The sequence below is a fragment of the Actinomycetota bacterium genome (assembly GCA_030774015.1).
Classification (GTDB): Bacteria; Actinomycetota; UBA4738; order UBA4738; family JACQTL01; genus JALYLZ01.
In genome coordinates this window covers 1-24,308 of record JALYLZ010000112.1, presented here as the reverse complement: position 1 = coordinate 24,308, position 24,308 = coordinate 1, and the positions used below count along the sequence as shown (strand labels likewise).

At 71.2% G+C, this 24,308-nt stretch carries 23 protein-coding genes and 1 pseudogene; 14 read left to right on the top strand and 10 right to left on the bottom strand.

Annotation, left to right across the window (positions count from 1 at the left end; genetic code table 11):
- Window positions 1-36: 36 nt before the first annotated feature.
- Window positions 37-3,057, bottom strand: a complete 3,021-nt coding sequence (locus M3Q23_10995; GenBank protein MDP9342593.1) for a patatin-like protein — start codon at window positions 3,055-3,057, stop codon at window positions 37-39.
- 270 nt (window positions 3,058-3,327) lie between these two features.
- On the opposite strand from M3Q23_10995, the gene M3Q23_10990 reads away from it, so the two are divergent.
- Genes M3Q23_10990 through nth form a run of 5 tightly spaced genes read left to right on the top strand, consistent with a single transcriptional unit; the run spans window position 3,328 to window position 6,350 of the window.
- Entirely contained in the window at window positions 3,328-3,735 is a 408-nt protein-coding gene (locus tag M3Q23_10990) for an AhpC/TSA family protein (GenBank protein MDP9342592.1), read from the top strand.
- Window positions 3,736-3,743: 8 nt separating this feature from the next.
- The gene (locus tag M3Q23_10985) at window positions 3,744-4,628 is read left to right on the top strand and encodes a 3-keto-5-aminohexanoate cleavage protein (GenBank protein ID MDP9342591.1); all 885 of its coding nucleotides are present in this window, start codon (window positions 3,744-3,746) and stop codon (window positions 4,626-4,628) included.
- 4 nt (window positions 4,629-4,632) lie between these two features.
- On the top strand, window positions 4,633-4,845 hold the full coding sequence (locus M3Q23_10980) for a biotin/lipoyl-binding carrier protein (protein MDP9342590.1): 213 nt from the start codon (window positions 4,633-4,635) through the stop codon (window positions 4,843-4,845).
- A gap of 9 nt (window positions 4,846-4,854) precedes the next feature.
- The gene (locus tag M3Q23_10975) at window positions 4,855-5,646 is read left to right on the top strand and encodes an enoyl-CoA hydratase/isomerase family protein (protein ID MDP9342589.1); all 792 of its coding nucleotides are present in this window, start codon (window positions 4,855-4,857) and stop codon (window positions 5,644-5,646) included.
- Window positions 5,646-6,350: an endonuclease III gene (gene nth, locus M3Q23_10970; GenBank protein ID MDP9342588.1), complete on the top strand. Its 705-nt coding sequence runs from the start codon at window positions 5,646-5,648 to the stop codon at window positions 6,348-6,350. Before M3Q23_10975 ends, nth begins: the two co-directional genes overlap by 1 nt.
- A 37-nt stretch (window positions 6,351-6,387) precedes the next feature.
- Here the strand turns inward: nth and M3Q23_10965 are convergent, their stop codons facing one another.
- The 3 genes from M3Q23_10965 to M3Q23_10955 all read right to left on the bottom strand — a co-directional run bounded on the left by M3Q23_10965 (window position 6,388) and on the right by M3Q23_10955 (window position 9,948).
- Window positions 6,388-6,768, bottom strand: a complete 381-nt coding sequence (locus M3Q23_10965; protein ID MDP9342587.1) for an ATP-binding protein — start codon at window positions 6,766-6,768, stop codon at window positions 6,388-6,390.
- Between the two features lie 171 nt (window positions 6,769-6,939).
- Entirely contained in the window at window positions 6,940-9,480 is a 2,541-nt protein-coding gene (locus M3Q23_10960) for a SpoIIE family protein phosphatase (GenBank protein MDP9342586.1), read from the bottom strand.
- A gap of 204 nt (window positions 9,481-9,684) precedes the next feature.
- A complete protein-coding gene (locus M3Q23_10955; GenBank protein MDP9342585.1) occupies window positions 9,685-9,948 on the bottom strand; it encodes a WhiB family transcriptional regulator in 264 nt (87 codons plus the stop codon).
- A 100-nt stretch (window positions 9,949-10,048) separates the two neighbouring features.
- On the opposite strand from M3Q23_10955, the gene M3Q23_10950 reads away from it, so the two are divergent.
- Complete coding sequence (locus tag M3Q23_10950) at window positions 10,049-10,840, top strand: glycerophosphodiester phosphodiesterase (GenBank protein MDP9342584.1); 792 nt, start codon at window positions 10,049-10,051, stop codon at window positions 10,838-10,840.
- On the opposite strand, the pseudogene M3Q23_10945 reads toward M3Q23_10950, so the two are convergent.
- Together M3Q23_10945 and M3Q23_10940 are read right to left on the bottom strand one after the other, a co-directional pair.
- Window positions 10,837-11,547: pseudogene (locus tag M3Q23_10945) on the bottom strand (RNA polymerase sigma factor SigF). The gene M3Q23_10950 and the pseudogene M3Q23_10945 overlap by 4 nt on opposite strands.
- 41 nt (window positions 11,548-11,588) lie before the next feature.
- Window positions 11,589-11,963 carry an ATP-binding protein gene (locus M3Q23_10940; protein ID MDP9342583.1) on the bottom strand — a complete coding sequence of 125 codons (375 nt, stop codon included), beginning with the start codon at window positions 11,961-11,963 and terminating at the stop codon, window positions 11,589-11,591.
- Between the two features lie 103 nt (window positions 11,964-12,066).
- On the opposite strand from M3Q23_10940, the gene M3Q23_10935 reads away from it, so the two are divergent.
- Window positions 12,067-12,462: a hypothetical protein gene (locus M3Q23_10935; protein MDP9342582.1), complete on the top strand. Its 396-nt coding sequence runs from the start codon at window positions 12,067-12,069 to the stop codon at window positions 12,460-12,462.
- A gap of 20 nt (window positions 12,463-12,482) precedes the next feature.
- On the opposite strand, the gene M3Q23_10930 is transcribed toward M3Q23_10935, so the two are convergent.
- Both M3Q23_10930 and M3Q23_10925 read right to left on the bottom strand, forming a co-directional pair.
- On the bottom strand, window positions 12,483-13,097 hold the full coding sequence (locus tag M3Q23_10930) for a DUF488 domain-containing protein (protein MDP9342581.1): 615 nt from the start codon (window positions 13,095-13,097) through the stop codon (window positions 12,483-12,485).
- Window positions 13,055-13,954, bottom strand: coding sequence for a DNA-3-methyladenine glycosylase 2 family protein (locus M3Q23_10925; protein ID MDP9342580.1), 900 nt, complete (start codon window positions 13,952-13,954; stop codon window positions 13,055-13,057). Before M3Q23_10925 ends, M3Q23_10930 begins: the two co-directional genes overlap by 43 nt.
- A gap of 70 nt (window positions 13,955-14,024) precedes the next feature.
- On the opposite strand from M3Q23_10925, the gene M3Q23_10920 reads away from it, so the two are divergent.
- The 3 genes from M3Q23_10920 (at window position 14,025) to gabT (ending at window position 17,643) form a co-directional block, all read left to right on the top strand.
- The gene (locus M3Q23_10920) at window positions 14,025-14,588 is read left to right on the top strand and encodes a MarR family winged helix-turn-helix transcriptional regulator (protein MDP9342579.1); all 564 of its coding nucleotides are present in this window, start codon (window positions 14,025-14,027) and stop codon (window positions 14,586-14,588) included.
- Entirely contained in the window at window positions 14,585-16,189 is a 1,605-nt protein-coding gene (locus M3Q23_10915) for an MFS transporter (GenBank protein ID MDP9342578.1), read from the top strand. The genes M3Q23_10920 and M3Q23_10915 overlap by 4 nt, the downstream gene beginning before the upstream one ends.
- A 98-nt stretch (window positions 16,190-16,287) precedes the next feature.
- Window positions 16,288-17,643, top strand: a complete 1,356-nt coding sequence (gabT, locus tag M3Q23_10910; GenBank protein ID MDP9342577.1) for a 4-aminobutyrate--2-oxoglutarate transaminase — start codon at window positions 16,288-16,290, stop codon at window positions 17,641-17,643.
- Between the two features lie 27 nt (window positions 17,644-17,670).
- Here gabT and M3Q23_10905 read toward each other — a convergent pair whose 3' ends face one another.
- The gene (locus M3Q23_10905) at window positions 17,671-19,341 is read right to left on the bottom strand and encodes an N-acetylmuramoyl-L-alanine amidase (protein MDP9342576.1); all 1,671 of its coding nucleotides are present in this window, start codon (window positions 19,339-19,341) and stop codon (window positions 17,671-17,673) included.
- Between the two features lie 107 nt (window positions 19,342-19,448).
- On the opposite strand from M3Q23_10905, the gene M3Q23_10900 reads away from it, so the two are divergent.
- Both M3Q23_10900 and M3Q23_10895 read left to right on the top strand, forming a co-directional pair.
- A complete protein-coding gene (locus tag M3Q23_10900; protein ID MDP9342575.1) occupies window positions 19,449-19,664 on the top strand; it encodes a DUF2277 domain-containing protein in 216 nt (71 codons plus the stop codon).
- Window positions 19,665-19,699: 35 nt separating this feature from the next.
- Entirely contained in the window at window positions 19,700-20,491 is a 792-nt protein-coding gene (locus M3Q23_10895; protein MDP9342574.1) for a class I SAM-dependent methyltransferase, read from the top strand.
- Here the strand turns inward: M3Q23_10895 and M3Q23_10890 are convergent.
- Window positions 20,488-21,720: a hypothetical protein gene (locus M3Q23_10890; protein MDP9342573.1), complete on the bottom strand. Its 1,233-nt coding sequence runs from the start codon at window positions 21,718-21,720 to the stop codon at window positions 20,488-20,490. The genes M3Q23_10895 and M3Q23_10890 overlap by 4 nt on opposite strands.
- 141 nt (window positions 21,721-21,861) lie before the next feature.
- Between M3Q23_10890 and M3Q23_10885 the strand changes: the two genes are divergently transcribed.
- Window positions 21,862-22,839 carry a CoA ester lyase gene (locus tag M3Q23_10885; GenBank protein MDP9342572.1) on the top strand — a complete coding sequence of 326 codons (978 nt, stop codon included), beginning with the start codon at window positions 21,862-21,864 and terminating at the stop codon, window positions 22,837-22,839.
- Complete coding sequence (locus M3Q23_10880; protein MDP9342571.1) at window positions 22,836-24,023, top strand: acyl-CoA dehydrogenase family protein; 1,188 nt, start codon at window positions 22,836-22,838, stop codon at window positions 24,021-24,023. Before M3Q23_10885 ends, M3Q23_10880 begins: the two co-directional genes overlap by 4 nt.
- Window positions 24,024-24,308 lie beyond the last annotated feature (285 nt).

The following is a 24,308-nucleotide window of genomic DNA, read 5'->3' as shown; positions in this document are numbered from 1 at the left end:
CCTACGCTGGATCGCGTGACCGGCCGGTTCCGCGGTTCAGAGCCAGCTGCTCACGCGGTCCTTGACCGAGTGCCAGATGTCCTTCACGTCGTGGCCGATGTGGAAGCCCCCGGAGACGGCCAGGGCCACCACCGCCAGCACCAGCACCACCACGCCGCCTCGAAGCGCGGCCCTCCACGGTCCTTTCCCCTCCATGACGTCGTGGAGCACGAGCACGATCATGCGGACCAGCACGGTGATGCCGAGCGCGATCCATCCCAGCCGGGCCACGGGGGCAGAGCCGAGCACGATCCCGCCCGCGATCAGCAGGGCCTCGAAGGCATACAGCAGGCTGAGGAGATGCTTGAAGACCAGGTGCCTGGCGCTGCCCGGGAGGGCCACCTCGACCAGGCCCCCGATCAGCGCCCCCAGCCTCGCCAACCAGGCCACGGGGCTGGTCAGGAGCCCCCGGGCCTGGCTGATCCCCTTCATCAGGTTCCCCACGATGTGCGCGGCTCGCCCGGCCGCGTGGATGGTCGGTTCGGGTTCGAGGTGGGGCTCGATGGGGTAGGCCGCCCGGAACCTGGCCAGGTCCCAGTCGGGGCCCCGCGCCTCCTGCACGACGGCCAGCTGCGCCCGGTCCACCAGCGCGTCCCGTTCGGGTGAGGGCTCCGGAAGCAGGGCCTTGATCAGGATCTCGGCGCCGTCCAGGCGACCCCACATGATGTCGTTCTGGCGCCACCCCCGATCGAGGAACGCCCCGAAGTGGCCGTAGCGGAACCCGGCCAGCTTCCGCTTGTCCATGGCGCGTTCGTCCACCAGGTTGGTGGCGTCCCCAGGGCTCACCCGGAAGATCTCGACGACGTCCGTCTCGCCGGCGTCGCTTCCGTAGGCGATGGGGAACGCCACCATGTCGTAGTCGTCGAACCAGGCCGCATACAGGGAGAGGGCCTCCCGTGCCGCCTCGGGGCCGGGCCCCTGGCCGGACCCCGGCCCCTCGCCGCCGAGGACGGCGTCGAGCCGGGACCGGGCCTCCACCGTCCCCTCGACGAACGCGGTGGTGCCGTCGGGGAGGCGGACCTCGGCGCCCTCGGCGAACGCCTTCGCGGTGGCGGAGGCCAGGGCCTCGAACGCCTCCCGGTTCTCCCCGACCACTCGGGCGGCGAACGCGCGCCGGTCGAGGTCGGTGGGCTGCGCGAGAAGGGTTCGTAGCAGAGAGGAGCTGATGCCGGTGTCCCGGACGGCCGGCCACACCGGGCTCAGGTCGCCTCGGCGGCGCATCGCCTCGTCCAGCGCGAGCAGCCCACCCTGGATCGCATTGATTCCGCCCTTGATGGACAGGAGCTCGTCCCGAAACGCTCGGCGCCTCCCGGCGTCGGCCATGAGCTCGAGGACACGGTCCGCGGCATCCTCGCGCGAGGCGAGGACCTGGGTGGCCTGGGGGTCCAGCTCGAACAGGTCGTCCGCCTTCCGTTGGAGGAAGGCCAGCCGGCGGAGCCGGTGGCGGAGGTCGTACCGGACCAGGAACGCGTTGAACGACTCCACCGTGTCGTCGGGCCCGGGATCGTAGGCGAAGGCGCCGTCCCGCCAGGATCGAACCAGGTAGCGCACCGCCGTCGGCTCGTCGGATTCCAGGCGGAACCCCGCCACGGACGACACCAGGTCGGCCAGGTCGTCGGTGACCGTGGCCACCTTGAGCTTGTGGTACCCGCTGTAGGCCGACCCCCGCTCCCGGACCAGGGCGGCCAGCCCGAGCGTTCCCCAGTCCCCGGGCTCCGGTTCCGCACGGGGAGCCACGTCGGCGTCCACCGACCGCAGGATGCGGGCGATGCGCTCGATGGTCCGGTTGCGATCGACCACGCGCTGGATGTCGTCCCGGATGGTCTCCGCGCGGGGCAGCGTCATCCCCTGGAGCTGGATGTTCTGGATCGCGTCCAGCTGATCGCCGGATTCCCTCTCGAGCTCGGGCTGGCCGGGATCAGGCTCGACGTAGATCAGCTTGCGGTCCACGGTGACGTCGGCTCGCCGCGTGAGCAGCGTGTCGGTGGCCCACGAGAACGGCTTGTTGTCGAGGGCTCCGCCGTCTGCCATGGACCGGACCGGGAAGGGGTTCCGGAGCGCCGGTTCGCCCGGGCCGGGGACGTAGTCTCCGTAGTAGGCCTCCCACCGGGGCGAGTCCGAGCGATCCCATCTCCGCGCCCCCGGCCGCCGCTCGTAGCGATCGAGGAGGTCGTCGACGTCGACCAGCCGCATTGGTTCGAAGGCGAACGGGAACGCCGACGTGCACCGGGCCGCGAACGCGAGGATGGGGTCGTTGTCCGGTTCGAAGTCCGTCCGGGCCGGCCGCACCGCGTCGCCCGGATCGTGGCGGAAGTGGAACACGTTGCGGTACCGGCGCTCGTAGGCGACGGTGTTGGCCAGCCGGATGGGGAGGACCAGCCCCCGCAGGTCCGTGGTGGTGATCCACACGTCCAGCTCCCGCACATACGGCGAGACGGCCGCGGGCTCCTTGCCATCCATCATGTCGAGGGCCTGCAGCAGCTCCCAGTACATCCGCCGGCTGTTCAGCAGCGACCGGGGCGGCGATTGCACGGGCAGCGGGACCCGGTCGCCCCTGGAACCCTTGTCGTTCAGCAGCTTCGCGATGTCGCCCTCGTCCACCCACAGCGCCTCGAGCGGGGCGAGGGGCTGGTCGTTGGCGAGCGCCTTTCCCAGGAACACGGCGTTGATGCCCCCGGCCGAGCTGCCGGAGAGGATGTCCACCACGAACCGGACGGCGAGCGGCGGGGTCCGATCGTACGGCTCGACGTCGATGAGCCGACGGGTGAGGATCCGGGCCACGTCGCGATAGGCGGCCTCGGACCCGGTGAGCTTGTCGTCGGGGACCAGGGCGGTGGAGCCGGGCGCCGCCGGGTCCGCCGGGGCGGTGGCGCGGACCATGTGGAACAGCTCCTGAGCGACGCCGTTGATGTAGACGGCCAGCGATACCCCGCCGTACATGACGACGGCGAACCGGATCTCCCTCACCGGGTCCACGCGGGTCGGGGTGCTTGCGGGGTCGAGCGGTCCGGACGCCATGCTCCCTCCAGTCACGGCAGGTGCGCCTGGGGGGAAGCGCGTCCGATGTATAGCGGCCCGGCTTCGTGGCCGTCAAGGGTGGGCTGGGACCGCAGGCCGGGCCGATATGCTGGGCCCATGAGCGGCCCGCGTCCCGGCGACCAGGCGCCCGACGTCACGCTTGTCAGCAAGGCCGGACGGAAGGTCTCGCTGGCCGTGCGGTGGCGCCGGCGGCCCCTGGTGGCCGTGTTCCTGCGCCACTTCGGCTGAACGTTCTGCCAGGAGCACGTCGTGCAGTTGCGCGACGACCGTGAGCGGTTCCAGCGGGCCGGGGCGGGCATCACGCTCGTCGGGTTGGGCCCGCACACCCGCGCGGCCCTGTTCTGCGACGAGCGCCACGTCCCGTTCGAGTGCCTGTCGGATCCCACCCAGGAGGCCTACCGGGCCTACGGGCTCGAGCGCGGCGGCAACCTCCAGCTGTTCGGACCGCAGCTCATCCTCCGCTACGCGCGGGCCCTCCTGACGCGGGACGTGGAGGTGGCCAAGGCCAGCGGGGACGACTATCGCCAGATGCCGGGGACGTTCGTCATCGACCGGGAGGGGATCGTCCGCTTCGCGCACCGCAATCGGGATGTGGCGGATAATCCGCCGAACGACGCCGTTCTGGACGCGTTGGCGTCCCTGCGAACGGCGACCTGAGAGGGCCAATGGCGACAGACAGCTGCATCATCACCTGCGCGGTCTCGGGGGCCGTGGCCAACAAGCAGCAGTGCGCCGGCATCCCGTACACGCCCGAGGAGTACGCGAAGGAGGTCCGCCGGGCCCGCGACGCCGGAGCCTCCATGGTCCACATCCACGCCCGGGAGCCGAACGGGACCCCCACCGTGGCCGTCGAGCACTACCGGGCCATCACCCAGGCCATCCTGGCCGACACCCCCGACATCGTCGTGAACTTCTCGACCGGGTGGGTCGGCCTGCCCATGGCGGAGCGGGTCGGCCACATCGTGCAGCTCAAGCCGGAGATCGGCGCCCTGAACATGGGCTCCATGAACTACGCGCGGTACTCGCGGAAGCGCAAGGCGTTCGTGTTCAACTTCGTGTTCGAGAACAACTTCGAGGACATCGTCTTCCTGCTGGAGCGGATGAACGAGGCCGGCGTCAAGCCGGAGTGCGAGTGCTTCGACGTCGGGCATGTGGAGTCCGTGGAGCCCCTGATCGACCTCGGCGTGATCACCCCGCCCATCCAGTTCTCGCTCATCCACGGCGTGCTGGGCGGGATCCAGGCCAACGCCCGGAACCTGGCCCACATGGCCTCCGCGGTGCCGCCCGCATCGACGTGGGGGGTCATCGCCGTGTCCCGCGAGCAGTGGATGATGGTCTCCGCGGCGGCCGCGCTGGGCGGGAACGTGCGGGTGGGGTTCGAGGACAACTTCTACCTCCCGTCCGGCGAGATGGCGTCCTCCAACGGAGAGCTGGTGGAGGCCGCCGCGCAGATCGTCCGGCTCCAGGGCCGCGAGGTCGCCGAGCCCGCCCGGGCCCGGGTCCTGCTGTCGCTTCCCGCGGAGCCCGACCGCTCCGCCGTGGTGGCCTGAGCGGATGGCCGACGTGCTGGCCGAGATGGTGGCGAACGTGTGGAAGGTCGTGGTGGCGCCCGGCGACGCGGTGCAGGAGGGCGACCCGCTGGTCATCCTGGAGTCGATGAAGATGGAGATCCCCGTGGAGTCGCCGGTGTCCGGGACCGTGGCGGAGGTCCGGGTGGCGGAGGGCTCCGTGGTCCAGGAGGGCGACGTCATCGCCGTCGTCGACTAGATGGGCCTGGTGGACGTCGAGGTCGAGGCGGGCGGGCACGTCGCCCGCGTGGGGCTGAACCGGCCGGAGCAGCGCAACGCCGTCTCCCGGGCCATGCTGGCCGAGCTGGTGTCCGCATTGGGGGACCTGGCCGCGGCACCGGACGTCCGGGTGATCGTGCTGCACGGTGAGGGAGCCGACTTCTGCGCGGGCGCCGACGTGGTGGAGCTGGAGGCGGCTCGCACCGGGCCGGAGGCGATCGACTACGGCGGATCGTTCGAGGAGGCCCTGCGCGCCATCGCCACCCATCCCATGCCGGTGCTGGCGCGGGTCCAGGGGGCCGCGCTCGGTGCCGGGTGCCAGCTGGTGGCGGCCTGCGACCTGGCCGTCGCGGCCGACGACGCCAGGCTCGGGATCCCGTCGGCACGCCTCGGCGTGCTGGTCCCGTTCGAGATCGTGCAGCGCCTGGTGGTCGCGGTGGGGCCGAAGCGGGCCGGCGAGATCCTGCTGACCGGGCGGTCGGTGTCGGGGGTGGAGGCCGCCGCCTGGGGCCTGGTCAACGAGGCGGTGCCGGCCGGCGAGCTCGACCGCCGGACGGACGGGGTCGCGCGAACCATCGCGGACGGGGCCCCGATCTCGGTCCGCGGCTCCAAGCGGGGCATCGCCATCGCCCTCGAGCACCTGTCGCTGGACCGGGTGTCCGAAGGCCACCGGGCCGCAGACTTCGACATGATGGCGGCGCAGGCCCTGGCCAGCGAGGACCTGGCCGAGGGGCTGCGGGCGTTCCGGGAACGCCGATCGCCAGAGTTCAGGGGGCGCTGATGCCGTCCGGAGAACGAAACGCACCCTCCAAGCCGGCCAGGCCGAAGGGGAAGGCCGGACTGACACGGGAGAGCCCGGTCGAGGAGCGGGCCCCGGAGATCATCCGGCGTCTCACCCGGGCCTATCCGGAGGCCAAGGTGGCCCTGGAGTTCTCCACCCCCCTCGAGATGCTCGTGGCCACGATCCTGTCCGCCCAGACCACCGACGAGGGGGTCAACAAGGTCACCAAGACCCTGTTCAAGAAGTACCGGAAGGCGGAGGACTACCTGGCGGTGCCCGAGGCCGAGCTGGCCGCGGAGCTCCGCCCCACCGGGTTCTTCAACCAGAAGACGAAGTCTGTCCGCGGCGCTGCCCGGCGCATCGTGGAGGCGTACGACGGGCGCGTTCCCGACACCATGGAGGACCTCCTGACGCTTCCGGGCGTGGCCCGCAAGACGGCCAACATCGTGCTCGGCAACGCCTACGGCAAGGTCGAGGGGATCGCCGTGGACACGCACGTGCGACGGGTGTCCCAGCGGCTGGGGTTCACCGAGCACACGGACCCGGACAAGATCGAACAGGACCTCATGCGGATCATCCCCCGGCGGAGATGGTTCGACTTCACGTACGTCCTGATCGAGCACGGCCGGAAGGTGTGCAAGGCCCCCACGCCACGCTGCGAGGAATGTCCGGTGAACGACCTCTGCCCGTCCAGCCGGGTCTGACCGACCGCGGCCGCACGCGCCCGGCGAGCGTTCGCGGTCAGGCGGCCGACAGTTCCGCCCATACGGCCGGCGGGCGGCCGGGTCGCCCGGGACGCACGCCCCATCGATCGGCCACACGGTCCACCACCAGCAGCCCCCAACCGCCGGTCTGGTCGCTCCGCGGTTCGGGCCTGCCCGTGGGCGGCCCGGGACCGGGATCCGACACCTCCAGCCGGACGATCGATTCCTCCAGCGTGATCCGGAGCTGGACGCGCTCGGCGGGGCCGGCCCCCCCGTGCCGGACGCTGTTCGTCACCAGCTCGCTCACCACGAGGCGCACGTCGTCGAGCACCTCCGGCGGGAGTTCCTCCTCGAGCTCGGCGACGGCCGCTCTGGCCATCTTGGGAGCCAGGGGCCCCCCGGGAAGTTCGAGATCCATCCGCAACCCTGCCTCCCGGTGCGGGACGTGGGGCGCCACGCTCCATCGCCATGACCTTCCCCAGGGATGCGGCACCTGAAGCCATGAGCAGGCGACTTTTCCGCGATGTCGTCGCACGGTGAGCGTGGCAGGCTCAGGATTCCTCGGGGAAGGGAAGGCAAGCAACGGGCCTCAGCCGGCGAGGCGGACCACCAGGATGGCGACGTCGTCGCGCAGGTCTCCAGCCTGGAACTCCAGGACCGACTGCTCGATGCGGGCCGCCACCTCGGCGGCGCTCGCCCCGGCCGCTTCCGCCAGGACCTCGCCGAGCCGCTCCTCGGTGAAGATGTCGCCGTGGGCCCTGGCCCCGATCACGCCGTCCGTGTACAGGATCAGGCTGTCTCCGGGCCCGAGGTCCGTGGCCCGGTCGCTGATGTCCGGGTCCGGGAAGATCCCGAGCAGCGTCCCCGGCTTCCCCACCGATTCGATCGAGCCGTCCACCCGGAGCACCAGCGGCGCCGGATGCCCCCCGCAGGCCACGGTGGCCCGGGCCCCGTAGTCGGTCAGCCGGAACCGGACGAACGTCACCGTGCAGAACCGCAGGTCGGAGCGCTGGGCCAGCATGGCCTCGTTCAGGGTCTCGAGGATGCGGCTGGGGCGCCGCTGCTGCATGGACGCTGCCCGCAGCGTGTACCGGGCCTGCCCCGTCACCGCCGCGGCCTCGGCCCCTTTGCCACACACGTCCCCGATGACGATGGCCCACGAGCCGTCGTCCGTCTCGTACAGGTCGTAGAAGTCGCCGCCCACCTCGTTCCCCTCGCCGGCCGCGTGGTAGCGCGCGGAGATCTCCGCGCCGGGTATGGCCGGAAGATCGCGGGGCAGCAGGCTGGCCTGGAGGGTCCGGGCCACGTGGGACCGCTCGCTGTACAGGCGGGCGTTGTCCACGGCCATCGCGGCCCGCCACGCCAGGTCCCGGGCCAGCGCCAGGTCCGAGGGGCCGTACCGCCGGTCCGCTCGCGTGGACACCAGCGTGATCGTCCCGATGGTGTGCCCCCGGGCCCGCAACGGCACGCACATGTAGGACTGGAACCCGAGCTCGGTGACCAGCCGGAAATGATCCTCGTCCCTGGTGGTGGCCCGCAGGAACTCCTCGGGCATCTCCGGGGAGATCATGGCCTCGCCCGTCTCCATGACCCGGACCGCCGGATGCGGGCCGGCCGGGTCCGGCGCGTACCGGTCCTTGAGCTGATCGGCCAGGTGCTGCCTGGCGGGATCGGCGTGCACCGTCGCCATCCGGACGACCTGCCCGCTCTCCTCCACGATGTCGATCAGGCACAGGTCGGCCAGGGACGAGGTGGCCAGGCGGGCCAGGCGGTCCAGCGCCTCCGGGAACTCGAGCGACGCCCCCATCACCGTGCTGGCTTCGAGCAGGAACTGGAGCCTGTACCGGGCGGCCTCCGCCTCCATGAGGGCCTGGTCCCGGGCCACCAGGGACTCGTCCTTCTCCTCGACGGCTCGCCGCAGCCGCTCCTCGATCTCCTTGAGCCGGGAGATGTCCTGGAAGGCGGCCACCCCGCCGGTGATCTGGCCCGACTTGTTGCGCAGGGGCGCCGAGTTCACCAGGGTCGGGACCTCCCGGCCCGTACGCATGTTGCGGATCACCAGCTGCTCGCCCCGAACGACCTCTCCACGGCGGATGGCCCGGGCCAGCGGCAGCTCTCCGGGACCGTAGGCCGAGCCGTCCGGCCGGCGCAGCCCGTAGCCGTCGTAGTCGCGGAGATCCTCGACCACGTCCCCCAGGATCTCCTCGGCGGCCCGGTTGGCCATACCCACGTGCCAGTCCGCCTCGGCCAGCAGGATTCCCTCCGGGATGGCCTCGAGCACCTGCGCCAGCCGGTCCCGCTCGGAAGCCGCGGCATCGCCCAGCTCCTTGATCCGGTCCCTGGCCACGGCCTGCTCGGTGACCTCCACGCCCAGCAGCAGGATCCCGTTGACCTTCCCGACCGGGTCCTTGGTGGCCTGGAAGATGAACGTGTAGTAGCCCTCGTACAGGCCCTCGCCGTCGCGGTTCAGCCGGACCGGCAGCTCCCTCCCGAGGAAGGGGTCACCGGACTCGAAGACGTAGTCGAGGAGCTCGAAGTAGCCCTGGGTCGACACCTCCGGCACGCTGTCGCGGGGCTTCGTTCCCAGGAGCTGGCGATGCGAGCCCCCGAACAGCTCCAGGGCCATGGGGTTCGCGTACTCGACGACGTGGTCCGGCCCCCACAGCCAGCCCGCCGGCATGGGGGCGTGATGGAACAGGGCTTCCAGGCGGGTCCGTTCCAGCTCGATCTCGGCGCGGACCCGGGGGGCCAGCGCCTCGGCCGGCTGGGGCGGACGCCGGCGCCGGTCCCTGGTCGCCTCCACCGCCGACCGGACCGCCTCGCTCAGCTCGGCGTCCTCTGACGGCGTCCGGAAGGCCACGTGCGACGGAGGGAGCGGCCCCCGCTGGCCATTCGGCCGGATGGCTTCCTCGTGGCCGGCCTCCAGCAGGATGACGACGGAGAGGTCAGGGTCCCGGGCGTGGGCCCGGCTGGCCATGTCGATGGCATCCTCCAGGCGCGACCCGATGACGAGCGCGTCGAGGGTCCCGTTGTACCGGCGCAGGCGGGCGGGGAGATCGGCGAGCCGGCCGACCTCCTCGAACGACTGGTCCTCATCCGGCCCGTTCGCTCCCCGCAGCCGAACGGCCACATCCGGACCGAGCCCAACCAGCAAGACCGTACCCAGAGCCATCCCCCCGCCGTTCCATCCAGACCAGCAATGGCTTGTGTTGCTCGATCAGTGTAGTGCGCAAGCCCCAGAATTCAGAGTGCCGTGGGGTGGGTGGGGACTGACCACTGGGAGCGAATCCGCCGGCCCCGGCGCCCCACCCGGGGTTTGCCCATGCCTGCGGCGCTACCCGGCCACCGCCACCCGGCCCGTGGCCTGGCGCTTCCGGGCCCGCCGCACGGCCCGCCGTTCCTCTTCCGAAAGCCCGCCCCACACCCCGGCATCCTGGCCGGTCGCAATGGCCCAATCCAGACATTCGGGGCGAACCTCGCAGGTCACGCAAATGCCTTTGGCCACGTCGATCTGCTGGGCGGCGGGTCCGGTGTTCCCGATGGGAAAGAAGAGCTCCGGATCCTCGTCCTTGCAGCGTGCTCGGTGAACCCACTCCATGCGCTGCGATCCCCCCAAGCCAGACGCTGCCTCCGCCGCTTTCCCCCCGGCGTGCGGCTGAAAGGCGGCCGAGTATACTTGCCCCGCTTTTCCAGGCGCAATGGTCCAATCTGACTATCCCTCCGGTCCTTTTTCGCTGGTCGTCGCGCATCGCGGAGCCTCCGCCGACCAGCCCGAGAACACCCTGCCGTCCTTCGAGGCGGCCATCTCGGCGGGTGCCGACGTGGTCGAGCTGGACGTCCGCCTCTCGGCCGACGGCGTGGCCGTGGTGATGCACGACCCGGAGGTGTCCCGAGCCACCGACGGCCACGGGTTCGTCCACGAGATGACCCTGGAGGAGCTCAAGGGGCTGGACGCATCGCGGGGCCGGGGTCCGCGGGCGGAGGTGGCCACGCTGCGGGAGGTCCTGGAGGCGGTGTCGGGACGGGCCGGGGTGGACCTCGAGATCAAGAACATCCCCGGGGAACCGGCCTTCGACTCACCGACGGAGTCTGTCCTCCAGGCGGCCCTGGGGGAGCTCGACGCCGCTTCCTTCGTCGGGGAGGTCCTGATCTCCTCGTTCAACATGATCACCATCGAACGGAGCCTGGCCCTGGCTCCGGACATCCCCACCGGGTTCCTCACGATCGGTGCGATCGAGCCGTCCGCGGCCCTGGTGTACGCGCGGGGGTCCGGCCATGCCTGGGTCCTGCCGAACGTCGAGGCGCTCCTCCGGGCGGGGGAGGCCTTCGTGCGGGAGGCCCACGAGTCCGGGGTCCGGGTGGGCACCTGGACCGTGGACGAACCGAGCACCATGGCGACGCTGTTCGGCTGGGGAGTCGACGCCGTGGCCAGCAACGATCCGCGGCTCGCCGTCAGTGTGCGCGACGGCGCCGCCGGGAGCCGCAGCTAGGCCTCCAGGCCCTCCCGGAGCTGGGCCAGGGTCCGCGCCAGCAGGCGCGACACGTGCATCTGCGAGATCCCGAGCCGGTCGGCGATCTCGCTCTGCGTCATGCCCTTGAAGAACCGGAGGTACAGCATGGTCCGCTCCCGCGGCGGGAGCTGGGCCAGGAGCGGGATGAGGCTGGTCCGGTATTCCAGCAGCTCGAGCGTCTCGTCCTCGCCTCCGATCTGCTCCCGCAGCGCCAGGTCCTCCTCCCCGGTGGGCGCGTCGAGCGAGGTGAGCGTGTAGGCGTGCGCGGAGTCCAGGCCCTCCAGCACCTCTTCCGTCGTGGTCCCGGCCGCCTCCGCCATCTCGGCCACGGTGGGGGAGCGCCCGAGCTTCTGGGACAGCTGCCCGATGATCTCGCCGAGCTGGAGGTTCAGCTCCTGGAGCCGGCGGGGAACTCGTACCGCCCATCCCTTGTCCCGGAAGTGCCGCTTCAGCTCGCCGGCGATGGTGGGCGTGGCGTAGGTGGAGAACTCCACCTCCCGGTCCGGATCGAACCGGTCCACCGCCTTGATCAGGCCGATGGTGGCGACCTGGACCAGGTCCTCCAGGGGCTCGCCCCGCCCGGCGAAGCGCCGGGCCAGGTACTCGACCAGGCCGAGGTGCGCCTCGATGAGCTCTTGCCGGACCTCGGGGTCACCGGTCTCCCGAAACTGGCGGAACAGCGCCTTCACGTGGTCCCGGTCGGGCACGCCCCGGCGCGCCGCCGTCCTCATCGAGCCGCCCTGGCGATCTGCAGCGACAGGGTGGTTCGCCCATCCGACCCCTCGGGCGAGACGTCGGTGGCGATGGCCTCCAGGATGACGCGGGACCAGTCCGACAGGAGCTCGCGGTCGTCCCGCTGGGGGCCGTCCGCGGAGGCCCGGATGGCGATGGCGTCCTCCTTCGCCTGGAACTCCATCTGGATGGTGGTGGGGGACTGGGACACCGCGAGCAGCCGCCCGCACACCTCGTCGATGGCGATCTGGAGCTCCGTGATGCGGTCGACCGGGAAGTCGAGCCGTGCCGCCAATGCGGAGCCGGCCGCGCGCAGCAGGGCGACGTGGCTGGTGATGGCGGGGATGGTGACCAGCACGGATTCGTGCATGTGCGCGGATTCTATCGGCCCGGTGGGAAACGCACGCTTCGGTCCGCTCGGGCGGCTCCGGCCGGGCCCCGTGGCGCCCGACCACACTCCTAGAATGGCCGCCGTGATCCGCCGCAAGCGCCTTCCCGAGGACCTGGCCGAAGCCGGCGCGGGCTTCACCGTCACGCTCCGGCTGGTCGAGGCGGCCAAGGAGGCCATCACCCTGGGCCTGCCGACCTCCCGGGCCCCCGGCCGCCCGCTGGGCGAGGCGCTGTTCGCCTTCGAAGAGGACCTCCGGGAGTCCGAGGGGTTGATGGACACCTGGTGGCATCCGGCGTTGGCCTCCGAGTGGGACCGGTGCCGGGACGGCGTCCGGGAGGCGCTGCGCCGGGCGGAGGAGCTCCGGCTCGCCGCGCCGGAGCTGTCGTTCGACCAGATGGCCTTCACCATCCAGGACCTCATGGCGCCGCTCGAGCCGTTCGAGGACGCAGCGCTGCGGTTCCACGCGCTTCGCGCCTAGGCCGGCGGCGCCCGGCCCCGCTACAGCAGTTCCTGCTGCTCCGCCTCCGAGACGTCGTACACGAGGTCCCCGTTCTCGACCCGAAGTGACGGCGACGGCCGGTGCGGTTCCAACCGGCCGCCCTCCATGACGTGGCGGACCTCGCACCCGGAGGCGGACAGTGCGTCGGCGAGCATCCGCCGGTGACAGCGCCACCACAGCGACTCCGCGCACATGATCGCCGTCGGGGTCCGGCGGAACGTCTCGATCAGCCAGGACAGGGTCTCCCGGAACTCGGCGGTCTCCATGTGGTCCGCGTAGCCCCGGAACGCCGGGGAGGTGAGCCCGGTGTGGCGGGAATCGGGACGGGGGCGCCGCCACCCCCCCAGCTCCTTCCGCCAGACGTACTCGATGCCAGCCGCCGGAAGCGACGCCGCCAGCGCGTCCCGTCCGAACTGCGGATGCTTTCGGGACCCCGGGGCCGTCCGCACGTCCACCACCCGCCGGACGCCGGCCGACCGGAGCAGGGCCACGAACGACTCGATGGCGCGAGCTCCGTGGCCCACGGTGAAGATGGCCACGGTGCCGCGCGTCAACGGGTCGGGGCCAAGGATCAGGGCGTCGCCCGGAGGTACAGCTGCCAGTACCCCTGCCACGGCCCGTACGCATCCGCGATCTTCCGGATCCTGGCGTCGGACGTCTTCGGCCCGTACGCGCCCCTGGCCGCCCGGACCATCGGCTCCGTGAGGGGCATCGGCTCGAGCCGCCCCAGGCCCCGGAACAGCACGAACGCCGCCGACCACGCCCCGACGCCGTGGATGGACCGAAGCCACGACTCCACCTCGTCGTGGTCGCCCTTGCGCAGGAACTTCTCCTCCACGTCCCCGAACGCCGACGCCACGGCGGCAATCGACCTGGCCTTGCGGGCGTTCCCGAGGACCGAGGCCAGCTTGTCCTCCGTCGCCCCGGCCATGTCCTCGGGGTCCGGGAAGGCCGGGTAGCGCTCGCCCTCCAGCTCGGCCACCTCGCCGTACCGCTCGATCAGCGCGCGCTTCATCTTCCGGGCGCCCTCCAGCGGGACGCGCTGGGCCAGCACGGACCAGCAGGCGCTCTCGAACGGCGTGAGGAACCGCACCTGGTGCAGCCCGTACAGCTCCTCGACCCGGTCGGCCAGGGGCGGGTCGGCGTGCGCCAGGTGGTAGAAGGGCCGGAGGTCGTCCTCCAGGCCGAGGTGCTCGACGATCCGGGCGCGCACGGCGGCCCTGGTCCGCCGGTCGATCGACCCCTCCGTGTGCAGGGTGGCCGCCAACCGGGGCGCCTCCACCGTGCCGGTCGAACGCACCCGGAACACCACGGTGCGTCCTCCGGTCCGGAGCGCTCGCGTCAGGACGCCCCCGGCCGTGGTCTGCTCGCCCGCCGCGGGCGGGAACGTCTCCAGGAAGCGCAGGGAGCGTGAGAAGTCGAACGGCGGCGTGGCCCGCAGGCGGAGTGAGGCCCGGGTCGACTCCTTCATCCCCGACGAGTCTGAACGAGCACTCGCTCACCGATCAAACGAGCCGGTCGCTTTGACGAAGGAAGTTCGCATGTGGGAAAGTTCCGGTATGCAAGCATTGGGACGTGCCACCGGCTCGCCCGCGGAGGCACGGCCGGCGCCCGCCGATGGGGCCGACCAGCTGGCCGCCCACTGGGAGGAGCTCAGTCGCTTCGTCCTCGACCGGAAGATGCGCTCGTCGCTGTACCGGGGTCCGGCCGGCGACCTGTCGCACATCCAGTTGGCCGCCCTCACCGTGCTTGCCCAAGGGGACGTGCGGATGGGCGACCTGGCGGCCCGGCTGGGGCTGGCGGAGAGTTCCTTGACCAGGCTGGTGGACCGCCTCCAGACCGTCGGTTTGGCGGACCGCCATCCGGCCGCGGGGGACCGCCGGTGCGTCGAGGCCGGCCTGACCGCGGAGGGCCGCAGGGTCATGCGGAGGGTCCGGGCCGAACGGCGCGAGTTCCTCCGGGAGATCCTGGAGACCCTCGAGCCCGCGGAGCGCGGTGAGCTGGTCCGGCTGTTCGGCGTGGTGGCCGAAGCACTCCGCGCCCGCCGCACCGCGCCCTCCGGCCGCTCGCCCGGTCCCACCGGCCGGCGGGAGGTTCGTCCGTGACCCGGCGCCAGATCATGGTCGTGTTCGGCGGCGTCATGCTGGGGATGCTGCTGGCCGCGCTGGACCAGACCATCGTGGCCACCGCGCTCCCGCGCATCGTCGAGGACCTCCAGGGCTTCCAGCACCTGTCGTGGGTGGTGACGGCCTATCTGCTGACCTCCACGGTGACGGTGCCGCTGTACGGGAAGCTGTCCGACCTCTACGGCCGCCGAAAGCTGTTCATCTTCTCGATCACACTGTTCCTGCTGGGATCGGCCCTGTCGGGGCTGTCGCAGAACATGACGGAGCTGATCCTGTTCCGGGGGATCCAGGGCCTGGGCGCGGGCGGGATCCTGCCGCTCGCCCTCATCGTCATCGGGGACCTGTTCTCCCCCCGGGAACGGGGCCGGTACCAGGGCCTGACCGGAGCGGTGTTCGGTGCGTCCTCGGTGATCGGGCCGCTGCTGGGCGGCTACCTGACGGACCACGCCTCCTGGCGGTGGATCTTCTACATCAACCTGCCGCTCGGGGCCATCGCGCTGTTCGTGATCGCCACGACCATGCACCTGCCGTTCGAGCGCCGGGAGCACCGGGTGGACTACCTGGGCGCGGCGGTGCTCTCCGCCGGGGTCACGGCGATACTGCTGGTCGCGGTGTGGGGAGGCACCACCTACGCGTGGGGTTCCCCGGCCATCGTGGGGCTGGCGGTGGGCGGCCTGGTCCTCCTGGTGCTGTTCACGCTGGTGGAACGGCGGGCGCCGGAGCCGGTGCTGCCGCTTTCGCTGTTCCAGAACGGGATCTTCCGGGTGGCGAACGCGGCCTCGCTCCTGATCGGCGGCGCCATGTTCGGGACCATCGTCTTCATCCCGGTGTTCGTGCAGCTCGTGATCGGGTCGTCCGCCACGAACTCCGGCGTCGTGCTGATCCCGCTGATGCTGGCGGTGGTGGCGTCGGTGGTGATCTCGGGTCAGATGGTCACCCGGACCGGGCGGTACAAGCTCTTCCCCATCAGCGGCTCGGTGTTCGCCCTGGCGGGGTTCTGGATGCTCTCCCGGCTGGACGTGAACGCCACCAGCGGGCAGGCCACGCTGGCCATGATCGTGATCGGCCTGGGCATCGGCCAGATGATGCAGGTGTACACGCTGGCCGTGCAGAACGCCGCCAAGCGAGCGGAGATGGGCATCGCCACCGCCTCCACCCAGTTCTTCCGGTCGATCGGGGGCACCTTCGGCGTGGCCATCTTCGGCGCCGTCCTGACCTCCCGCCTGGGCTCCGAGCTCGCGGCCCGCCTCGGCGCCGCGGGAGCCAAGCTCGACCCCCGCACCCTGACCGATCCCACCCTGGCCAGGAACCTGTCGCCCGCCCTCTTCGAGGCGGTCCGCCAGAGCCTCGCGGCAGCGCTCCATACCGTCTTCGAGCTGGCCCTCCCGCTGATGGCGATTGCGTTCGTGCTGTCCCTTCTGCTCAAGGAGATCCCCCTGCGCACGACCGCGAACGTGCATGCCGCGGTCGATCTGGCCGTGGACCTGGGCCAGGCCTCCGAGCTTGGGGCGGAAGAGCTGTCCCAGGCCGCGGTTGACGGCGGTGGAGCGCGAGCGCCTCGGCCCGCCGGCGCTGGATAGAAGACCCGTCCGTCCCCGCGCGAAGCGGCCTGGCTTCGAATGCCACCGTCCCATCCGGCATGTAGCCTCCCGGGAGCCGAGCGACCGAGGAGGATGCCGTGCCGACCATCGACCTTGTGACCGAGATCCCGGGGCCTCGTTCCAGGGACATCGTGACCCGCAAGCAGCGCGTGGTCGCCGATGCGCTGGACCTGCATGCACCGGTCGTGGTCGATCGGGCGTCAGGGGCGGCGTTCACCGACGTCGACGGGAACACGTTCCTGGACTTCTCCGGGGGGCTGGGGTGCCACCTGGTCGGGTACTCGCACCCGAAGGTGGTCGAGGCCGTCAGGCGGCAGGCCGAGCGATTCTCGCACACCGACTTCTCGGTCATCCCGTACGAGACCTACGTGGAGCTCGCCGAGCGGCTGGTGGCGCTGGTGGGCGGCGGGGACCGCAAGGTCGCCCTGTTCAACGCGGGGGCCGAGGCCGTCGAGAACGCGGTGAAGTTCGCCCGGGCGGCGACGGGGCGGCCGGCGCTGGTGTGCTTCGAGGGCGGCTTCCACGGCCGGACCCTGCTGACCATGACCCTGACCAGCCGGTACAAGCCGTACAAGAGCGGGTTCGGGCCGTTCGCGCCGGAGGTGTACCGGCTGCCCTTCCCGTACCCGTACCGGAGCAGCCAGCCGGAGGACGCCGGCCGCGTCGCCCTCGACGCCATCGAGCGGGCCTTCGCCACCACGGTCGACCCGTCCAGCGTGGCTGCGGCCATCGTGGAGCCGGTCCAGGGCGAAGGCGGGTTCATCGTCCCGACGCCGGAGTTCCTGGGTGGGCTGGCCGACATCTGCCGCCGCCACGGCATCCTGGTGATCGCGGACGAGATCCAGTCCGGGTGCGGGCGGACCGGCCGGTTCCTGGCCTCGGAGCACTTCGACTTCCAGCCGGACATCGTGGTGCTGGCGAAGGCGCTGGCGTCCGGCTACCCGCTGTCCGCGGTGGTCGGGGCGAGCGAGGTCATGGACGCGCCGGGGCCGTCGGCCATCGGCGGGACGTACGTCGGGAACCCCGTGGCCTGCGCCGCCGCCAACGCCGTGCTCCAGGTCATCGAGGAGGAGGGCCTGATCGAGCGGGCGGAGACGGTGGGCAAGGTGCTGCGGTCCCGGTGGGAGGAGCTGGCCTCTGACGTGCCGGAGATCGGGGAGGTCCGGGGCCTGGGCGCCATGATCGGCGTGGAGTTCGTGAAGGACCGCGGGACCCGCGAGCCGAACGGCGGGTACCTGTCGGCCCTGATCGGCGAGGCCATGAAGCGGGGCGTCGTGTCCGTTTCGTGCGGCCCCTACCACAACGTCCTGCGGCACCTGGTTCCCCTCGTGATCACCGACGAGCAGCTCGACGAGGGGCTGGACGTCCTGGCCGACGCCGCCGTGGCCGCCCGCAAGACCGCCGCGCCCGTGCAAGAGGGCAGCGGCGAGTAGGTTTCGGGCCGTTCGGGAGGGCCCGAGCTAGCTGGGCGTCGAGCTCGGCGTGGGGCTGGAGGTCGCGGTGGGCGTGGGCGACGTGCTGGGCGTCGGACTGGGTGACGGCGTCGGGAGCGGGTTGACCGCGATCGGCAGGGAGGCCGGCAGGGCGACGCCGCCGTCGGCATCCTGGGCCTGGATGAGCGCCGTGTAGGCGCCCGGCGCCACGGGAAGGCCGGAGGCATCCGTGCCGTCCCACGTCAGGGCCAGGTCGGTTCCGGCCTGCGACATCGAGGCCAGGACCGACCCGTCGGCGGCCACGATGTCCACCCGCCACGTCACCGGCTCGCCGGTCCAGGCCGTGAACGTGACGGTGTCCAGGCCCAACGTGACCTGCGGCTCGGATTCCTTCGGCCGGTAGAACTTGGGGAGGCCGCTCGCGCTCACCACGGCCCGGATCTGTGGCAGCTGCACGTACAGGAAGTCCCCCGGGCAGTCGGTGATCCCGGTGTCGCGGTGCCCGGAGATCAGCCGCAGCTTCACCCGGGTTCCCGCCGAGTACATCGTGGTCGAGCCGCCGGCCGAGACCATCATCGCCGTCCCCTGCGGGGGAAGGTGGGCCACGTCCAGCCGCCACGCCAGCAGCTGCTCCAGGGAGTCCACCGCGGCGGCCGGGGGCGGGGCGTCCTGGAAGTCGCCCAGCAGGGCCACGGAGAACGTGCCCGTGTTGAAGCCCATCTGCGATCCAGGGATGACCGGCATGGTCACGCCGCCCTTTCGGCCCACGAACACGGTGCCGTACCGGTCGATCAGGAAGTTGTACGCGATGTCGCAGTAGCCACGTTCCCGGGTGTGGTACCAGTAGATCGACCGCACGATGTCGTCGGACTGCGACTGCGCGTAGTCGTTCGTCCCCGAGGTGTGATGGACGTACGCCATCTTCACCGACGGGGCGTAGTAGGGCGCGCTGCACCCCTGCGTCCCCGTGTTGAAGTAGGCAGGGTCGGCGCCCCACTTCCACCGGGGCACGAGGTGTGGCCGAACGGTGAGCGCGCCGGCCGCGGAGGGGGCGAAGAGCCCGCCCAGCAGGCTGCCCTGGCCGCTCGAGGCCAGCGGCGCCCCGTCTGGGGGACCCGTCCCCGGCCCCGCAGAGGTGCCGGAGGTGTTCACGAATGCCGCCCGGAGGTTCGACAGGGCCGAGCCGGCCGGGAGCCTCAGCGAGAGGCGGACGCACCGGCTTCCCCCGGTCCACAGCAGTTCCGTGCCCTGCCGGCCCGGGTGGTACTCGGGAGTGCCGGGGTCGGGCGCCTCGGCCGGCTCCGCGGTGAGGACCGTCGTCTGCCCGAGGTCCCCCGCTGCAGGTCCGGTGGCGAGCCGGGCTCGAACCAGGCCGCGGCCCGACTGGTCCCACACCAGGGCGACGGCCGTGAACCAGAAGGGCGCGCACAGCGACTCTGCGCCGGTCCACGCCATCGTGGTGGCCCGGAGCGCCCCGTCGTCGAGGAACGCGGCGCCGGGCGCCAGACCTCGGACCAGCGGCCCCAGCGGCACCGCGACATCCGTTCCCACCGTGGGTGGCGTGGTGGTGCCACCGGCCGCGGGAACCCACCCGGCCACCTGGAACAGCACCGCCAGGGCCAGCGCGGCGGCCAGACGTCTGGGGATGGCGGCCAGACGCCTGGGGGTGGCGGCGAGACGCCCGGGTCCTCTCGACATGTCCCCAGGTTCGTACTCCAGGTCGAAGGCCGGTTCAAGGCCTTTGCCCCGAAACTGCCGCCTTCGCCCCGCTTGGACGTGCTTCCGCCGGCACGTAAGGTGAGGGCATGTGCCGAAGCATCGTGACCCTCAGGAGCCCCGACGCCGCCGCCTCCTACGAGGAGGTGCACGCGGCCGCCCTCCAGTTCGTTCGCAAGATCAGCGGCTACCGCGCGCCCTCCCGGGCCAACCAGGCGGCCTTCGAGGCCGCGGTCGACGAGGTCGCCGCGGCGTCCCGGCGCCTGCTGGACGCGGTCGCGCCGCCGCAACGATCGACCGCGTGACCGACTCCCGAGAGTTCCTGGCGTCCAACCGGACAATGTGGAACGAGTGGGTGGACATCAACGCCCGCTCGGACTTCTACGGCCTGGACGAGTTCCGTCGGGGCGGGACCAAGCTCCGTCCCTACGAGCTGGAGGAGGTCGGCGCCGTCCGCGGCAAGACGCTGCTGCACCTCCAGTGCCACTTCGGGATGGACACGCTGTCGTGGGCCCGGGAGGGTGCCGTCGTCACCGGCGCGGACTTCTCCGAACGAGGGATCGAGGTGGCCAGGTCGCTGGCTGCGGAGCTCGGTATCGAGGCCACGTTCGTGCACGCGAACCTGTACGAGCTGCCGAACGTCCTGGAGGGTCAGTTCGACGTGGTATATACCTCGCGCGGCGCCCTGTACTGGCTGCCCGACATGGCCCGGTGGGGACAGGTGGTCGGACACTTCCTGAAGCCGGGCGGCGTCTTCTACGTGACCGAGGCGCACCCGTTCCTGATGGTGCTGGACGACGAGCTCGACGAGCCCTATCTGCGGCTCCGGTACCCGTACTGGACACGCCCCGACCCGCTCGAGTTCGAGAACGTGGGCTCCTATGCCGACCGCAGCCAACCGGTGACCGTGCCCAAGGAATACGGCTGGAACCACAGCCTGGGCGAGATCGTGTCGGCCATCGCCGACGCCGGCCTGCGTATCGACTTCCTCCACGAGTTCGACTTCGTGGATTGGCCCATGCCGCCCCTGACCGAGCACAGCGAGGACGGGCTGCACCGGCTGCCTCCGAGCAAGTTCGGCGAAGGCGAGCTGCCCCTGTTCTTCTCGCTCCGGGCGACGAAGCCAGCTTAAGCGGCAACCGCGGCCGGCTCCCGGCGGAACGTGACCAGCTCCCGCACGGCGGGCACGGCCAGCGCCACGGCCAGCGCCGCCGACACCGCCCACCACAGCCATGGCCACGGGTCGGCCTCGAACCACAGCAGCCAGCCGCCGCCCACAACCAGTGTCCGCCACGGCCGGCCGGTGCGGAGCCACTCGTGCAACAGCAGGAACGCCAGGGAGGGACCCAGGTAGTACGAGTACAGGGTCGGCTCGAAGGCCATCCGGGACAGGAAGGTCAGCCCGAGGCCGGCCAGCAGCGGGCCGGGCTCCGGTCGTCCCCGGAGGCGCCATGCCACCGCGAACGCCACCGCGAACGCGCCGGCTCGGCTGGGCGTGCCCACCAGCACCTGGGTCTGGCTGGAGACCCACAGCGCGGCGTGCCCCACCTGCGGGAACGTCCGAGCCTGGAACAGCGCTTTCGACGCGTGGGGCCAGTCCACGGCCAGGGTGAACAGCGCCAGGGCGGCCGGGAGCGCCACGTCGGCGCCGAGGGCCCGGAGCCGCCGTCCGGGCGGGGCCATGGCCACGTATACCGGCACCGCCAGGAGCGCCCACTGCTTCACCGCGATGGCCAGGCCCAACCACAGGGCCCCGGCGACACTCCGGCCGCGGAGGGCCTCCCGGGCGGCCAGCATGACGAAGGCGAGGGCCAGCACGTCCTCGTAGTGGCCGAATACGACGGAGATCGACGCGAGGGCGAGCACCCCGACCAGGACCTGGAGGATCAGGCGGCCTCGCCGGATGCCCGCCTCGGTGGCCAGGGCCCGGACGGCGTACAGCAGCGGCAGGCTCATGGCCAGGCCGTACGGGCCGTACACCAGCCACAGCGTCGGGTGCGCCACCGTCCGCGGATAGCTCTCGGTGAGGTGCAGGGCCTGCCCCACCGCCGCCACCGGAGCCAGCAGGATCGCGAACAGCGGCATGGCCACGTAGAAGTCGTCGGGCCGGTACAGGTGGCCGGGATGGCCCCTGGCCACGGCGTGCGCTGCCACCATGGGGTGCCAGATGTCGCCGGGCGGACCCCACTGCCGGGGCAGGTGCCAGGGCGGCCACTGGAGCATCGTGTAGGCCATCCCGATGCCGATCACCAGCAGGGTCAGCCAGACGGCGGCTCGCCACGGATGGGGGTCGGCGGGCTCGTCCGATCCGCGGTTCGACGCCCGGGCGCCCCGGAGGCTCGGCGCCTCCCGCCACGTCAACGCGCGCAGTTCGCGACCTCCCGTTCCGCCATGAGCCGGTCGATCCTACGGCGACACCTTCGGCCCCGGTAGGCCCGGGCCCGCGCGGGTATCCTCCCGGCTGGTGCGCGCTCGCTCCGCTGGACGAAAGGAACTCTCGCCATGACGACCCGCCCGACCCGCGTGACCAGGCCCCGCCGCTCGTGCCTTTCCGTGCCCGGCTCCTCGCCGAAGATGCTGGCCAAGGCCCCCGGGCTCCCCGCCGACGAGGTGTTCATGGACCTCGAGGACTCCGTGGCGCCGGGGGCCAAGGAGGAGGCCCGCGGCAACGTGGTCCAGGCCCTCAAGGAGGGCGACTGGACCGGCAAGACCGTGGTGGTGCGGATCAACGGCGTCTACACGAAGTGGTGCTACCGCGACGTCATCGAGGTGGTCGAGAACGCCGGTGAGCTGCTCGACTGCATCATGGTGCCGAAGGTCGAGTTCGCGACCGACGTGACATTCGTGGCCGAGCTGCTCCGCCAGATCGAGGAGACCAACGGCCTGGAGAAGCGGATCGGCCTGGAGCTCCAGATCGAGACGGCCACCGGGCTGACCAACATCGACGCCATCGCGAACGCCACCGACCGCGCGGAGACGCTGATCTTCGGCCCGGCCGACATGAGCGCGTCGCTCGGCCTGCCCACCGTCACGGCGGGACTCCCCATGCCGGGCTATCCGGGCGACCACTGGCACCACGTCCTGATGACCATCCTGATCGCGGCGCGCAACGCCGGGCTCCAGGCCATCGACGGCCCGTACCTGGTGATCAAGGACCTCGACGGGTTCCGGGACATGGCCACCCGCAGCCGGGCCCTCGGCTACGACGGCAAGTGGGCCCTGCACCCCGGCCAGGTCGACGTGCTGAACGAGGTCTTCTCGCCCACCCAGGACGAGTTCGACAAGTCCGAGGCCATGCTGGAGGCCTACCGACACGCCACCGACGTGGAGCTCCGCGGCGCGGTCATGTTCGGCACGGAGATGATCGACGAGGCCAGCCGGAAGATGGCCGAGCAGGTGGCCATGCGGGGACGGGCCGCCGGGATGGCGCGCCAGAAGAAGCTGGAGGAGTTCCTCGAGCAGGAGGGGGCCGGCCTGTGAGTGCCCGGGTGGAGCTGGTCGAGCTTTCCGACGAGCAGCGGGAGGTCATCGCCACCGTCCGCGACTTCGTGGAGCGCGAGGTCATCCCGGTCGCCAACGAGCTGGAGCACGCCGACGAGTTCCCCGAGAAGATCGTGGAGGGGATGAAGGAGCTCGGCCTGTTCGGGCTCACCGTCCCGGAGGAGTACGGCGGCGCCGGCCTCGACCTGCTCACGTACGCGCTGGCGGGCGTGGAGCTGTCCAGGGGCTGGATGTCGCTGTCCGGCATCCTGAACACGCACTTCATGGCCGTCTACCTGCTGAAGAAGTACGGCACCGACGAGCAGAAGCAGGGCTGGCTGCCCCGGATGGCCACCGGCGAGCTCCGCGCGGCGCTGTCGATGTCCGAGCCCGGCGCGGGCTCCGACGTGCAGTCCATCCAGTGCCGGGCCGTCCGCGACGGCGACCGGTACGTGGTGAACGGCACCAAGATGTGGGTGACCAACGGGTTGCGGGCGGGCCTGGTGGTGCTGCTGTGCAAGACCGACCCGGAGGCCGACCCGCCGTACCGCGGCATGTCGCTGCTCTTCGTGGAGAAGGAGCCCGGCGCGAACAAGTTCGAGGGCATCACCATCCCGCCCAACATCGAGAAGATGGGGTACCACGGCGTCGAGACCACCGAGCTGGTGTTCGAGGACCACCGGGTCCCTGCGGCGAACCTGCTGGGGAGCGAGGGCGACGGGTTCCGCCAGGTCATGGACGGGATCGAGGTGGGCCGGGTGAACGTTTCCGCCCGAGCCGTGGGCCTGGCCACCCGGGCCTTCGAGGAGGCCATCCGCTACGCGCAGGAGCGCCAGGCGTTCGGCAAGCCGATCGCCCAGCACCAGATGATCCAGGAGAAGCTGGCCGACATGGGCACCAAGCTGGAGGCGGCCCGATTGATGCTGCTGAACGCGGCCAAGAAGAAGTCGGCGGGCGAGCGAAGCGACCTGGAGGCAGGGATGGCCAAGTACTTCTGCACCGAGGCCTGCCACGAGATCGTCACCGACGCCCTGCGCGTGCACGGCGGCTATGGCTACTCGGCCGAGTACACGATCGAGCGCCTGTACCGCGACGCTCCGTTCCTGCTGATCGGGGAGGGCACCAGCGAGATCCAGAAGATCGTGATCGCCCGCCAGCTCCTCGAGCGCTACAAGATTTCCTGAGAACTCGCTGTCGCTCGGTCGCCTCGACTCCGCCTCCGCTCGAAAAGGCGAAACCCTCACTCCCGGCCGGGGTGGGCGGTGGGTACCCACAGTGAAGTGATAGGAGAACGATTCGAGACGTAGCTCCGCTCAGCCACTTCCGGGGTTTTTCGCCCCTAAGCCTCGATCCACCGAATCTCTTGGGTGCCGTGAGCTCTTGAGCGGCTGAACTCGCGAAAAGGTGCCTCCCACTTGGGATGATGCAGCTGCCGAAGCAAGCATCCACCCGAGCGAAGGAGGCACCTT

Bases quoted from the DNA above. Each gene is read 5' to 3' on its own strand.
- M3Q23_10980 (MDP9342590.1), top strand. From the start codon at position 4,633: ATGGCCGACGTGCTGGCCGAGATGGTGGCGAACGTGTGGAAGGTCGTG.
- M3Q23_10885 (MDP9342572.1), top strand. From the start codon at position 21,862: ATGACGACCCGCCCGACCCGCGTGACCAGGCCCCGCCGCTCGTGCCTT.
- nth (MDP9342588.1), top strand. From the start codon at position 5,646: ATGCCGTCCGGAGAACGAAACGCACCCTCCAAGCCGGCCAGGCCGAAG.
- M3Q23_10955 (MDP9342585.1), bottom strand. From the start codon at position 9,948: ATGGAGTGGGTTCACCGAGCACGCTGCAAGGACGAGGATCCGGAGCTC.
- M3Q23_10985 (MDP9342591.1), top strand. From the start codon at position 3,744: ATGGCGACAGACAGCTGCATCATCACCTGCGCGGTCTCGGGGGCCGTG.
- M3Q23_10905 (MDP9342576.1), bottom strand. From the start codon at position 19,341: ATGTCGAGAGGACCCGGGCGTCTCGCCGCCACCCCCAGGCGTCTGGCC.
- M3Q23_10925 (MDP9342580.1), bottom strand. From the start codon at position 13,954: ATGAAGGAGTCGACCCGGGCCTCACTCCGCCTGCGGGCCACGCCGCCG.
- M3Q23_10920 (MDP9342579.1), top strand. From the start codon at position 14,025: ATGTGGGAAAGTTCCGGTATGCAAGCATTGGGACGTGCCACCGGCTCG.
- M3Q23_10900 (MDP9342575.1), top strand. From the start codon at position 19,449: ATGTGCCGAAGCATCGTGACCCTCAGGAGCCCCGACGCCGCCGCCTCC.
- M3Q23_10895 (MDP9342574.1), top strand. From the start codon at position 19,700: ATGTGGAACGAGTGGGTGGACATCAACGCCCGCTCGGACTTCTACGGC.
- M3Q23_10950 (MDP9342584.1), top strand. From the start codon at position 10,049: ATGGTCCAATCTGACTATCCCTCCGGTCCTTTTTCGCTGGTCGTCGCG.
- M3Q23_10995 (MDP9342593.1), bottom strand. From the start codon at position 3,057: ATGGCGTCCGGACCGCTCGACCCCGCAAGCACCCCGACCCGCGTGGAC.
- M3Q23_10940 (MDP9342583.1), bottom strand. From the start codon at position 11,963: ATGCACGAATCCGTGCTGGTCACCATCCCCGCCATCACCAGCCACGTC.
- M3Q23_10965 (MDP9342587.1), bottom strand. From the start codon at position 6,768: ATGGATCTCGAACTTCCCGGGGGGCCCCTGGCTCCCAAGATGGCCAGA.